This window comes from Nonomuraea salmonea (genome assembly GCF_042428605.1).
Lineage (GTDB): Bacteria > Actinomycetota > Actinomycetes > Streptosporangiales > Streptosporangiaceae > Nonomuraea > Nonomuraea salmonea.
This window is the reverse complement of sequence record NZ_JBHMCF010000011.1, coordinates 583,699-595,869: the sequence shown is the minus strand read 5'-3', so window position 1 is coordinate 595,869 and position 12,171 is coordinate 583,699. Positions and strand designations below refer to the sequence as shown.

Genomic DNA, 12,171 nt, shown 5'->3' with positions numbered 1-12,171 from the left:
AGAGCCCCTCAGATCGCGCCCAGTAAGCCCTCAGAAGAACGAAGGGAGCAACGTGGCGGTCTTGCCTGGCCGGAAAGTCCGCCATACCCATACTTGCGCCCCCACCAGGATGGGTGCGACAGGCAGGACCATGAGACTCAGCACATTCAGCGTGGCCGGGGGAGCGGTGTGCGCCAGCAGGTACGGCATCGCGCCCGCCAGCACCCCGATCGCGGGCAGCGCGGCCACCAGCCCCGACACCAGCACCGCCCGCCCCGACCTGACGGCTCCGAACGCGCCCGGCGTGCGCCAGGCCAGGAACGTCCAGCCGTGGAAGGCGAACAGCAGCGTCACCACGACGCCGAGCAGCAGGCCCAGCGGATGCACGACGGGGGCCTGGAAGCCGGTGGCGGCGGCGTACAGGGCCATGCCCCAGCCGGCGGACAGGCCGAGCGAGCCGAACGCGACGGCGCCGTCCCAGAAGCCCCGCCACAGCGGCCCGCCGAGCCTGCGGCGGAACCACAGCCCGGCGTCGCGCAGCACCCAGCTCATCAGCATGGCCACGACCAGCGGATAGAGCCCCACCAGCACCTCGCCCTCCAGCAGCGGGTAGACCCCGGCCATGGTCCCGGCGACGGCCACCAGCCACACCTCGTTGGCCAGCACGTACGGGGCGATCGCGGCCACCAGGCGGTCACGGTCGGCGCGCGTCCTGCCGAGCACCGGCAGCAGCAGCCCCACGCCGAGGTCGAAGCCCTCGAGCGCGAAGTATCCGGCGAGCAGCACGGCGAAGATGGCGAACCACAGCAGGTCCATCGTCAGCACCTCTCAGAAGGTCAGGGCGGGGGAGCGGGGCTCATCGGCGGCGGCGCCGAGGTCGAGCCCGCGCGGCCCGCGCCTGATCACCTTGGCGATGAGCACGTAGTCGACGACGGCGAGCAGGCCGAGCACGGCCGTGAAGGCGGCCAGCGAGCCCATCACCATGCCGGGGGTCAGGCCCGGCGTCATGGCGTCGGCGACGCTGAGCCGCTCCCAGATCATCCACGGCTGCCTGCCGACCTCCCTGGCGATCCAGCCGAGTATCGACAGGACGAACGGCAGCGGCGTCATCAGCATGAGGATCGGATGCGCCCAGCGGGCCCGCGGCAGCACGCGGATCAGCGGCAGCATCACGAGCAGCACCACCAGCGCCAGGAGCTGGCCGATCTCGATCATGAAGCCGAGCGCGGTGGCGGCCACCGGGTTGTGCGCGCCGAACTTGTCCTCGGCGACGCCGCCGAACTGGGCGTAGCCGAAGGCCATGGTCACGAAGATGCCGACGGCGGCGGTGAGCACGCCGGTGCGCAGCGAGCGGCCGAAGAACTCGGTCTCTGGAGCGCGCCGCCACAGCCGGTACGCGCTCGCGCCCACCAGCACCATCCCGCCGGTGAACAGCCCGGCCCCGATGACGTGCGGGAAGGAGAAGATCAGCGCCTTGTTGGCGAGCAGCGCGCCGAAGTCGGCCAGGCGCAGGCGCTCACCGTCGGCGACGGCGCCCGCCGGGTTCTGCAGGAACGAGTTGGCGACCATGATGAAGAACGCGCTGGCGTACGCGGTGAGCGTCACGACCCAGATGCAGGCCACGTGCGCCCACTTGGGCAGCCGGCCCCAGCCGAAGATCCACAGGCCGAGGAAGGTGGACTCCAGGAAGAAGGCCAGCAGCGTCTCCATGGCGAGGGGAGCCCCGAAGACGTCGCCGGCGTAGTCGGTCAGCCCGCTCCACGCCAGCCCGAACTGGAACTCCATCACGAGCCCGGTCACGATGCCGAGCGCGTAGTTGATGACGTAGATCTGCCCCCAGAAGCGCGTCATGCCTTCGTGCAGGGGCTGCCCCGACCGTGCCCACCTGGTGTGCATGATCGCGACCAGCGGCGCCAGGCCCAGCGTGAGCACCACGAACAGGAAGTGCAGGCTGCCGGTCACCGCGAACTGCGTGCGTGCCAGATCCAGGACGTCCATTCACCGCTCCGAGGTCGTCTTCATACGTAGATAGCCTACACATAGAAAGACTACATGTAGACTGGCTACACAATGAACCGGTGTCTAGGATCGATGTCATGAACCCGGATGCGCTGCGCGGCCACATGGACGCTCTCCTCCTCTCCGTGCTGGAGGAGAAGCCGCTGCACGGCTACGCCATCATCGAGGCGCTGCAGGAACGCAGCGGAGGAGCGCTCAGCGTGCCCACCGGCACCGTCTATCCGGCGCTGCGCAGGCTCGAGCGCATCGGCCACCTGTCGAGCGAGTGGGCGACCGTGGGCGGCCGCAGGCGCCGCACCTACCGGCTCACCGACTCGGGCAGGAAGCAGCTGCAGGGGGAGCGGTCGGCCTGGCGGGAGTTCTCCACCGTGATCGGCAGCGTGCTGCGGGCCGAGCCGGCGGATGCGTCCAGAGCTGTGTCATGAGCGGTGTCGTGAGCTGCGTCATGAGCGGTGCCGCGAGCGGTGCCGTGAGTGGAGCCGTGAGTGGCGCCGTGAGTGGGCTCAGGCGCGCGTCACGCGTACGCACCTGGCGGCGCCGTAGAGCTGCAGCCCCCACATCGCCGAGGTGACCAGGTTCGCCAGCAGGGCCGGCAGCGATTCGAGTGAGTTGGGTGCGTCGACGGCGAACGACAGCACCATCGCCAGCACACCCGTGAGTGGCAGCGCCGTCCACACCATGATGCCCATCGACCGGACGGCCAGCCTGGGCCGCCGGATCCAGCGGGCGCCCCTGCTCAGCGCGAAGACCACGAGGCCGCCGTACAGGCCGGTGCCGAGCTGGAGCACGTCGAGCAGCCGGGAGAGCGGGCCGTACCAGTCGGGCCTGTCGAGCCAGGCGCTCGCGTCGGCCGGATAGAGGCGCCACAACATCGACCACATCGCGACCGTGATCGGCACGCTGACGAACAGCAGCATGCCGAGCCGCCGCCCCGACGCGGCGGTCAGCTCGAGCTGGAAGCCCGGCGCGATCTCGGCGACCTCACCGAACTCCTCGACCGCGCGCCGCTCGGCCTCCGCCCGGTCGAGCCCCTCGGCCTCGAACGCCTCGGCGGTGTCGAGCAGGCTGTCACGTGCCTCGACGACCAGGTCGTGCTTGGGTCCTGGCGGCCCGCAGACGGCTCTGTCCAGCTCGGCCACGTAGTCGTCGATGAGCATGGCTCAAGTGTAAAGAGAACGGCCGCCGGTCTCATCGGGGAATCCCCTGATATCCGGCGCTGGGCCGGGGCTTGTCATGTAGGAAATTTCCTACATATAGTGTCCGACATGCCCATCTCCTCCATCCTCACCATCACCGTGCCGGTCGCCGATCAGAGCGCGGCACACGACTTCTACACGCGGGTGCTCGACTTCGAGGTACGCACCGACAATCCCTTCCCCATGGGCCGCTGGCTCACCGTGGCTCCCAAGGGCAGCGCGACGACGCTGCTGCTGGCCTCGTGGTTCCCCGGTATGGCGCCGATCGGCGGCCTGGTCGTCGGCGCGCCCGACCTCGACGCGCTGGCCGCCCGGCTGGGCGAGCACGGCGTCGCCTTCGACGGGCCGAGCGAGCAGGCGTGGGGGCGGCAGCTGCTCTTCCACGACCCCGACGGCAACGGTTTCGTGGTCAGCCAGGCGTGAGCGCCGACCACGTCTTCGCCGCGCTGGCCAGCCCCGCGCGGCGGGAGCTGCTGCGCCTGCTGCTCGACGAGGGCGCACAGCCCGCCGGCCGGCTGGCCGAGCGGTTCGACATGAGCAGGCCCAGCGTGTCCGAGCATCTCAAGGTGCTCAGGGACGCGGGGCTGGTGTCGGAGGCCCGCAAGGGCCGCGAACGCCACTACCGCCTGGAGGCGGGACCGCTGATGGAGATCCGCGACTGGCTCAGCCCGTACGAACGCTTCTGGCGAGAGCGCCTCACCGCACTGACCACCCTGCTCGACGACCTGGAGGACGACGACGATGCCGCAGACCCCACCACCCGCCGGACCACCGGAGACCGCTGAGGAGCGCACGGCCATCAGGCTCGACCAGTTCCTCGCCCACCCGCCGGCCAAGGTGTGGCGCGCGCTCACCGAGCCGGAGCTGCTGGCCCGCTGGCTCATGCCGAACGACTTCAAGCCCGAGGTCGGCCACCGCTTCACCTTCACCACCACGCCCAAGAAGGCGGTCGGCTTCGACGGGGTCGTCCACTGCGAGGTGCTGGCGATCGAGCCGGCGAAGCTGCTGCGGCTGGCCTGGAGCGACGGGCGGGTGGACTGGACCGTGACCTGGCGGCTGGAGCCCGAGGGCAAGGGCACGAGGCTCTTCCTCGACCACGAGGGCTTCGACCCGGACGACGAGGTGCAGCAGCTGTCGCGGCGCATCATGGGCGGCGGCTGGCCCCGCCACTTCGCCACCATCGAGGCGCTCGCGGCCGAACTCTGAGCCCCGCACGCCCGCCGCCCCCGGTCGGCACTGTGCTCGGCACTGTGCTCGGCACTGTGCTCGGCACTGTGCTCGGCACTGTGGTCGGCACTGTGGTCGGCACTGGGGTTGGCGGGCAGGGCGCGGGGTGTCGTCAGCGGGGGACGGCCTGGTTCGTCGGGGCGCGGTGCTGGCCGGCGTGGGAGGCCGTGCTCCACAGGAGGGCCGCCGCCGTCAGCGCCGCCACCACGGCCAGCCAGAGCGCCGCCCGGCCGAGGCGCATGCCGTACCCGCACAGCAGCCACGACACCGACAGCCACCAGCCGTGACCGGCCCGGCGGCGCATCTCCATGGCGGCGAACGCGAAGTCGGCCGAGGTGGCGCGGTCACTGGGGCGCAGGCCCGCGTAGAGGGCGGCGAGCCCGTCGGGTGTGGCGCCCGGGTCGCCGGGGTCGTCGTGGTGGCCGCTTCCGTGGCCGCTTCCGTGGCCGCTTCCGTGGCGGCCACCGAGGCGGTCGCCGCGCAGGGCGTGCTCGTCGGCCAGCGCCCGGCGGCGGGAGAACCAGCGCAGCATCGGCCAGCGCAGGCTGAGCTGCACGCCGCGCGGTGTCAGCGCGAACGTGCAGTCCTTGACCCGCACGCCCGACGGGTGCGCCAGCCCCGCGAAGCGGCACGTCGTCAGGTCGAGCCCGCGCAGCGCGAGGTCGCCGGCGTCCACCTGGCGCAGGGAGGTGAGCGTGGAGCGGCCGCGCCCTGTCACGGTGGCCGGGCCGTGCAGCACCGCGCCCTCCAGGTCGGCCTGGGAGTCGGTGAGCCGCACGGTGGTGGGGCCGGTCACCTCGACGCCGCGCAGGTTCACGCCGCAGCAGGCCACCGCGACGTCGAGCAGCCCGTCGGCGCGCGCCCTGGCCGCCGACAGCCGTCCGGTGGCCGACAGGTACGCGTCGGCGGCGAAGTGGGCGGCCTCGAACCCGGCGTGCCCCCTGACCTTGCGGAACGACAGCGTACGGCCGAAGCGCGCGCCCCTGAAGACCGCGCCGCCGCCCAGGTAGGCACCGTCGAAGGTGGCGTATCCGTCGAACCTGGCGCGCTCGCACGACAGCCCGTGCCCGAACTCGGCCTGGCTGAACAGCGCGTCGCGCGCCATCACGGCCTGGTCGAGCGAGACGTGCCCGCGCGCGGTGACGCCGTGGAAGGACAGCTCGCGGGCGAACCTGACGCCCGCCAGCGACACGTTGCCCTCGAACCTGGCGCCGAAGAACGAGGCGAGCCGGTCGAACCTGGCGCCGTCGAGCGACACGTCGCCGCAGAACCTCACCCCTGACAGCCGTACGTCGCCGGTGAAGGTGACCCGGTCGAGCCTGGCCCGTCCTGGACGGCCGCCCGTGGCGTCGAGGATGCGGGCGAGCAGGGCGCTGGTGACGGTGGTGCCGCGCAGGTCGAGCAGGCGGCCGGGGGAGAGCTCGGCGAGCGCCGCGCTCAGGTGCTCGGGATCGAGGTGGGCGAGGCAGAGGCCGGTCGGACGGCTAGCGATTCCGGTGCAAGCAGCAGAATACGCGCAGGTGACCCAGTCCATGCTCAGGTGATACCCGCCGCCGCCGATGTCAAGGTTCGGCGATTTAATGTTCTATCCATCTTTATGTGGAAATATGCGGGTCATATTGGCCGTAAAGTGCCGGACATGCACGCTTTATCACGAGCATCCCTGGCGGCCTTGGTCGCGGTGGTGATCCCGGTGGCGGTTCCGGCCGCTTCCGCCGCCGCCGTCAACACCGCCGACCCCGTTTCAGAGCCCTGCGCCACCCCGGCCTCGCACCGCATCGCGCAGGTACAGGGCGCCGGAGACGCCAGCCCCTTGGCCGGCCAGACGGTCCGCGTCGAGGGCGTCGTGACCGCCGACTTCCAGCGGACCGACCAGCTCAGCGGCTTCTTCATCCAGGACCCCAGGCCGGACGCCGACCCGGCGACGTCGGAAGGGCTGTTCGCGTACGCCCGCGAGTCGGTCAAGGACGTCAAGGCCGGCGACCGGGTCCTGGTGACCGGCACCGTGACCGAGTTCAACGGCTGGACCGAACTGTCGCCCGTCACCGCCGTGGACGTGTGCGGCAAGGGCAAGGTGGCGGCGCTGCCGTACCGGCTGCCGGTGGCCTCCGGCAAGAGCCTGGAGCCGGTCGAGAACATGCTGCTGACCTTCCCGCAGCCGCTCACCGTCAGCGAGCACTACAACCTGGGCCGCTACGGCGAGGTCACGCTCTCCTCCCAGGGCCGGCTGTTCCAGCCGACCGACCGGCGCGGCGTGGACGCCGGGCTCAACGAGCGCCGCTCCCTGCTCGTGGACGACGCCTCCACCCGTGAGAACCCCGCCACGCTGCCGCCCGTCGTGCGGACCGGCGACGTGGCGCTCGGCGTCACCGGCGTGCTCGGCTACGGCTTCGGCTCCTACCGGCTGCAGCCCACCAAGCCCATCGCGTACGCGAACGCCAACCCGCGCACGCCCAAGCCGTTCCCGGTGATCGGGAACGTCAAGGTGGCCTCGTTCAACACCCTCAACTGGTTCACCACGCTCGGCTCGCGCGGCGCGAACAACGCCGCAGAGCAGGAGCGCCAGCTCGCCAAGCTGGTGGCCGCACTCAAGGGCCTCGACGCCGACGCGGTCGCCCTCATGGAGGTCGAGAACAACGGCCAGACCGCCCTGCAGGCGCTCGTGGACGCGGTCAACGCCCAGATCGGAGCCGGTACGTACGCCGCGCTCGCGCACCCGCACCCCGGTACCGACGCCATCCAGGTCGGCCTGATCTACAAGCCCGCCAAGCTCACCCCGGTGGGCGCGGCGCAGGCGTCGGACGACCCCGTCTTCAGCCGGCCCCCGCTGATCCAGACCTTCCGCAGGAAGGGCGGCGGCCAGCCGTTCACGATGCTGGTCAACCACCTCAAGTCGAAGGGCAGCTGCCCGTCCGAAGGCCCCGACGCCGACCAGGGCGACGGCCAGAGCTGCTGGAACGCCACGCGCGTCGCCCAGGCCCAGGCCCTGCTCGGCCTCATCGAGGACCGGGACCTGCCCAACCCGATCGTGCTCGGCGACCTCAACGCCTACGGCGAGGAGGACCCCATCGGCACTCTTGAGGCGGGCGGCCTGACCAGCGTCACCAAGCGGTTCGTGCCCGCCGCGCAGCGCTACAGCTACCTGTTCGACGGGCTGGCGGGCGAGCTCGACCACGCCCTGGTCGGCAGGCAGCTGCTCAAGCGGGTCACCAGCGCCGCGATTTGGCACATCAACGCCGACGAGCCGCGCATCCGCGACTACAACACCGAGTTCAATCCGCCTGACCTCTACCGTCCCGACGCCTACCGCTCCTCCGACCACGATCCGCTGGTCATCGGCCTGACGCTGCCCGGCGGAGGGCCCGGCGGAGGGCCCGACGGAGGGCCCGACGGAGGGCCCGGGCGAGGGCCCGGCGGGCGCTGAGCCCCGGCGGGCGCGGCCGATCCGAAGGGCCGCGCCCGCCGCCGGAGCATGGAATGCTGGGTGTGGGTACGTGGTTGAGACGGATGCACTGCTAGCGACAACGAGCAAGGAGCCACTTGTGGCGACCATCGAAGTAACCGAGAAGAACTTCAACGACATCGCCGACAAGGGGATCGTGCTGCTCGACTTCTGGGCCGAGTGGTGCCCGCCGTGCAAGAAGTTCGGGCCGATCTTCGAGCAGGCGTCGGACAAGCACGAGGACATCACCTTCGGCAAGATCGACACAGACGCGGAGCAGGGCCTCGCCCAGGGGTTCGACATCACCTCGATTCCCACGCTGATGGCCATCCGCGACGGCATCGTCGTCTTCGCGCAGGCCGGCGCCATCCCGGCGCCCGCGCTCGAAGACCTCATCAGGCAGGTCAGGGCCCTCGACATGGACGCCATCAGGGCCGAGCTCAGCGAAGAGCTGAAGAACGCCCAGCAGAACTGACCGCCGACACGTCGAGGCCCCGCCGGTTCACGGCGGGGCCTTTCTCATGCACGGGTCAGAGTTTGCGCGCGACGCCGACGTACCCGAAGGTGATGTGGTCGCCCAGCATCATCTCCTGGTCAGGACGCCACCTGGCGGGGAACGTCAGCCCCGGCTCAGCCAGCTCATAGCCCTCGAAGAAGCGCTCGATCTGCTCCCGCGTACGCAGGTTCAGCGCGGCCGTCGACTTCTTGTAGATCTCCAGCGCCCGCGGGGTCTCGTCCGGCGTCGGGTCCACCGCGTGGCTGATCACGAGGTAGCTGCCCGGCACGCTCGCCGCACGCAGCTTGGCCACCAGGTCGTAGGCGTCGTCGTCGGAGACGAAGTGCAGCAGCGCCAGCATCAGGAACGCCACCGGCTGGTCGAAGTCGACCAGCCCGCCCAGCTTGCCGAGCAGCGCCTCGGGCTCGCGCACGTCCGCCTGGAGGAAGTCGACGTTCTCCTTCCTGGCCAGCAACGCCCTGCCGTGCACACACACCACCGAGTCGTAGTCCACGTAGACCACGCGCGCCTCAGGGGCGATCTCGTGCGTGTTGCCCTGGGTGGGCAGCCCGGCGCCGAGATCGACGATCTGGCGTACACCGGAGTCCACCAGATGGCGCACCGCACGGCGGAGGAAGTCCCGGTTCGCCCTGGCGCCTTCCTTGGTGTGCGGGAATTTCTGGAGGATCTGTTCGGCCGCTGCCCGGTCGGCCGCGAAGTTGTCCTTGCCGTCGAGGAAGTAGTCGTACATGCGCGCGACGTTGGGGACGTTCGGGTCGACCCCCTCCGGAGCACCAGCCACGTCATTTCTCCTGAAATATGAGAGCTTTTCCGGGCGATCATAGCTCTCACACCTCACCTTTCTCCCGAATTCAGGATTGCCCGCCGATGAGACCTGGATCACTCTTTTCCCGAAAGCGACACAGCGGACCGGAGAAGAACTCCGGCCCGCTGCGGTGTGGAAGGGGGGCAGGCGCGTCACGCCGCCCGGGCCTCGGGGGCCGGGGCGGCGCGCCGGGAACGGTCAGTCGCAGACGGCCGTCCGTGGACGGACGGACGGACGGCCGTGGCCATCGGCCGGGGACGGTCAGCCGCGGTAGAGCTCGGCGACGCGGAAGGCGAGGTCGAGGGACTGGCCGCGGTTGAGGCGCGGGTCGCAGGCCGTCTCGTAGCGGGTGGCGAGGTCGGCCTCGTTGATCTCGTGGCCGCCGCCCACGCACTCGGTCACGTCGTCACCGGTGAACTCGATGTGGATGCCGCCCGGATGGGTGCCGAGCGAGCGGTGCACCTCGAAGAAGCCGGCCACCTCGTCGAGCACGTCGTCGACCCGCCGCGTCTTGTGACCGCTCGGCGCCTCGAAGGTGTTGCCGTGCATCGGGTCGCAGATCCACGCCACCCGCGCGCCGGACGCGGTGACCTCCTTGACCAGCGCGGGCAGGTGCTCGCGGATCTTGGAGGCGCCCATCCGCGTGATGAACGTCAGCCGCCCCGCCTCGTTGGCCGGGTTGAGCTTGTCGACCAGCGCGAGCGCCTCGTCGGGCGTGGTGGTGGGCCCGAGCTTGACGCCGATCGGGTTGCGGATCTTGGCGAAGAAGTCGACATGGGCGCCGTCGAGCTGGCGGGTGCGCTCGCCGATCCAGACCATGTGGGCCGACACGTCGTACGGCAGCCCCGTACGCGAGTCGATGCGGGTGAGCGCGCGGTCGTAGTCGAGGATCAGCGCCTCGTGCGAGGAGTAGAACTCGACCGTGTGGAACTCCTCGGGCTCGGCCCGGCAGGCCCGCATGAAGGCCAGCGCCTGGTCGATCTCGCGAGCGAGCTGCTCGTAGCGGCGCCCGGCCGGCGACTCTGCCACGAAGTCCTGGTTCCAGGCATGCACCTGGCGCAGGTCGGCGTAGCCGCCCTTGGTGAAGGCGCGGGCGAGGTTGAGCGTCACGGCGGAGGAGTGGTAGGCCTTGAGCAGCCGCCACGGGTCGGGCATGCGGGCCTCGGGCGTGAAGTCGAAGCCGTTGACCATGTCGCCCCGGTAGGCCGGCAGCTCCACGCCGTTGCGGACCTCGGTGGGCTTGGACCGCGGCTTGGCGAACTGCCCCGCGACCCGGCCGATCTTCACCACCGGCACCCGGCCGGCATAGGTCAGCACGATCGCCATCTGCAGCAACGTCTTCAGCTTCTGACGCACGTTGTCGGCGGTCGCGCCGGCGAACGTCTCGGCGCAGTCGCCGCCTTGCAGGACGAACGCCTCACCACGGGCGACGGCCGCCAGCTGCTCCTTGAGCTGGTCGCACTCGCCGGCGAAGACCAACGGGGGCAGGCCGCCGAGTTCGGCGACAACCTTGTCGAGCTCGCCGCGGTCTGGCCAGTCAGGCTGCTGCGCCGCGGGGAGGGCTCGCCAGGAATCGAGATCCACTAGATTGCTGCTCACGAGATACGAGGGTATTCCACTGGCTCGGCACCACCGACCCCCTTGTCCACGTTGTGAGAATGCGGTTATACGGGTGCGAACCCAGAGGAAGTCAAACTTGCTTTGCCATGAGGTGCTCGGGCCGTACGCCGAGGCCGATCACGCGGGCCACCAGCCCATTGAGCACCGGAATCGCGGTCAGGTCGCGCGGCAGCCGCCGTGTCGGGTCGGCGTCGCCGCTGAGCGTGGGGCTGATGAACCGGTTCTGGATCACCCGCTGCAGCGCCTGGGTGATCCGGGTGGGCGGCATGCGCCGCCGCTGCACCAGGTGCAGCGCCCGCTCGGGGATCGGCCCGCCGTGCCTGAGCGGGCCGGCCAGCAGGTTGGCGGTCGCGACGGCGTCCTGGACGGCCATGTTGATGCCGACGCCGAACACCGGTGACATGGCGTGCGCGGCGTCGCCGATGCACAGCAGCCCGGGGCGGTGCCAGCGGCGCAGCCGGTCGATCCGGACGGTCAGCACGCTGACGTCGTCAAAGCTCGTGATCTGCTCCGCCCGGTCCGCCAGCCAGGGCAGCAGCTCGGTGATCGGCCGGCGCAGCGCGTCGATGCCCTCGTGCCTCAGCCGCTCGTAACCGCCCTTCAGGATCACGTACGCGAGCTGCCAGTAGTCGCCCCGGTTGATGGCGACCATCAGGCGGCCCCGCGAGACCCGCAGGAACGGATCCGCGCGGTCGGCGGGGTCGCGCGGCAGCCGGAACCACAGCACGTCGATGGGCGCGCCGAGGTCCTGCGGCGTCAGACCGGCCTTCGCGCGCAGCACCGAGGTGCGGCCGTCGGCGGCGACGGTCAGATCGGCCCTGATCTCGTGCTCGCCCGACGGGTCGCGGTAGCGCACCCCGCGGACCGCGCCGCCTTCGCGGATCAGGTCGACCGCCTCGGCGTTCATCAGCAGCCGGAAGTTCGGGTGGCGGGCCGCCGCGCGCGTGATGAGCGTGAGGAAGTCCCACTGCGGCACGAACGTGATGTAGTCGTACTTCGTCCGCAGGTTCCGCACGTTCGCCAGGCGGATGTCGCCGGCGTCCGACACGACGGTCAGGCTGTACGCCCTGCGGTGCGGCAGCTTCAGCAACTCCTCGGCCAGGCCCAGCTCGTCGAGCACCTGCATGGTCGAGGGGTGGATCGTGTCGCCCCTGAAGTCCCGCAGGAAGTCGCCGTGTTTCTCGAGCAGTGTCACCTCGGCGCCGGACCGCGCCAGAAGGAGGGCGAGCATCGCACCGGCGGGGCCGCCCCCCGCGATCACACATCCCATAATTCATCCCCCAATGAGATTGTCGCATCTTCGCCGAAATGCACAAGGGCGGGGGCCATCCGGCGTGCCGGGAGCGCCGAAGTACAGGGGTGAGCC

General features: G+C 70.5%; 13 protein-coding genes. 6 read left to right on the top strand and 7 right to left on the bottom strand.

The window, feature by feature from the left end:
- Positions 1–30: 30 nt before the first annotated feature.
- Both ACFFR3_RS13110 and ACFFR3_RS13105 read right to left on the bottom strand, forming a co-directional pair.
- Positions 31–795, bottom strand: coding sequence for a cytochrome d ubiquinol oxidase subunit II (locus ACFFR3_RS13110; RefSeq protein ID WP_364366622.1), 765 nt, complete (start codon positions 793–795; stop codon positions 31–33).
- Positions 796–807: 12 nt separating this feature from the next.
- Positions 808–1,977 (bottom strand): cytochrome ubiquinol oxidase subunit I, encoded by a 1,170-nt coding sequence (locus ACFFR3_RS13105; RefSeq protein WP_379483185.1) that lies wholly within the window; start codon positions 1,975–1,977, stop codon positions 808–810.
- Between the two features lie 98 nt (positions 1,978–2,075).
- Between ACFFR3_RS13105 and ACFFR3_RS13100 the strand changes: the two genes are divergently transcribed.
- Positions 2,076–2,423 carry a PadR family transcriptional regulator gene (locus tag ACFFR3_RS13100; protein ID WP_364366984.1) on the top strand — a complete coding sequence of 116 codons (348 nt, stop codon included), beginning with the start codon at positions 2,076–2,078 and terminating at the stop codon, positions 2,421–2,423.
- A 78-nt stretch (positions 2,424–2,501) separates the two neighbouring features.
- On the opposite strand, the gene ACFFR3_RS13095 is transcribed toward ACFFR3_RS13100, so the two are convergent.
- Entirely contained in the window at positions 2,502–3,155 is a 654-nt protein-coding gene (locus ACFFR3_RS13095) for a permease prefix domain 1-containing protein (protein WP_364366628.1), read from the bottom strand.
- Positions 3,156–3,263: 108 nt separating this feature from the next.
- On the opposite strand from ACFFR3_RS13095, the gene ACFFR3_RS13090 reads away from it, so the two are divergent.
- From ACFFR3_RS13090 to ACFFR3_RS13080, 3 genes are read left to right on the top strand one after another with little or no spacing between them, the layout of a single operon-like run.
- Positions 3,264–3,617, top strand: coding sequence for a VOC family protein (locus tag ACFFR3_RS13090; protein WP_364366631.1), 354 nt, complete (start codon positions 3,264–3,266; stop codon positions 3,615–3,617).
- Positions 3,614–3,979, top strand: coding sequence for an ArsR/SmtB family transcription factor (locus ACFFR3_RS13085; protein ID WP_364366634.1), 366 nt, complete (start codon positions 3,614–3,616; stop codon positions 3,977–3,979). Before ACFFR3_RS13090 ends, ACFFR3_RS13085 begins: the two co-directional genes overlap by 4 nt.
- Positions 3,936–4,400 carry an SRPBCC family protein gene (locus ACFFR3_RS13080; protein ID WP_345402123.1) on the top strand — a complete coding sequence of 155 codons (465 nt, stop codon included), beginning with the start codon at positions 3,936–3,938 and terminating at the stop codon, positions 4,398–4,400. Before ACFFR3_RS13085 ends, ACFFR3_RS13080 begins: the two co-directional genes overlap by 44 nt.
- Before the next feature lie 133 nt (positions 4,401–4,533).
- Here the strand turns inward: ACFFR3_RS13080 and ACFFR3_RS13075 are convergent, their stop codons facing one another.
- Positions 4,534–5,955 (bottom strand): pentapeptide repeat-containing protein, encoded by a 1,422-nt coding sequence (locus ACFFR3_RS13075; protein ID WP_345402131.1) that lies wholly within the window; start codon positions 5,953–5,955, stop codon positions 4,534–4,536.
- Positions 5,956–6,060: 105 nt separating this feature from the next.
- Here ACFFR3_RS13075 and ACFFR3_RS13070 point away from each other — a divergent pair, with 105 nt between their 5' ends.
- Both ACFFR3_RS13070 and ACFFR3_RS13065 read left to right on the top strand, forming a co-directional pair.
- Complete coding sequence (locus ACFFR3_RS13070; protein ID WP_379483184.1) at positions 6,061–7,845, top strand: ExeM/NucH family extracellular endonuclease; 1,785 nt, start codon at positions 6,061–6,063, stop codon at positions 7,843–7,845.
- Positions 7,846–7,963: 118 nt separating this feature from the next.
- The gene (locus ACFFR3_RS13065; protein ID WP_345402140.1) at positions 7,964–8,338 is read left to right on the top strand and encodes a thioredoxin family protein; all 375 of its coding nucleotides are present in this window, start codon (positions 7,964–7,966) and stop codon (positions 8,336–8,338) included.
- Positions 8,339–8,393: 55 nt separating this feature from the next.
- Here ACFFR3_RS13065 and ACFFR3_RS13060 read toward each other — a convergent pair whose 3' ends face one another.
- From ACFFR3_RS13060 to ACFFR3_RS13050, 3 genes are all read right to left on the bottom strand, one after another.
- On the bottom strand, positions 8,394–9,161 hold the full coding sequence (locus tag ACFFR3_RS13060; protein ID WP_345402143.1) for an SAM-dependent methyltransferase: 768 nt from the start codon (positions 9,159–9,161) through the stop codon (positions 8,394–8,396).
- Positions 9,162–9,446: 285 nt separating this feature from the next.
- Positions 9,447–10,784, bottom strand: coding sequence for a class II 3-deoxy-7-phosphoheptulonate synthase (locus ACFFR3_RS13055; RefSeq protein ID WP_345402146.1), 1,338 nt, complete (start codon positions 10,782–10,784; stop codon positions 9,447–9,449).
- A 91-nt stretch (positions 10,785–10,875) separates the two neighbouring features.
- On the bottom strand, positions 10,876–12,075 hold the full coding sequence (locus ACFFR3_RS13050; RefSeq protein ID WP_379483183.1) for an FAD-dependent oxidoreductase: 1,200 nt from the start codon (positions 12,073–12,075) through the stop codon (positions 10,876–10,878).
- Between the last annotated feature and the right edge of the window lie 96 nt (positions 12,076–12,171).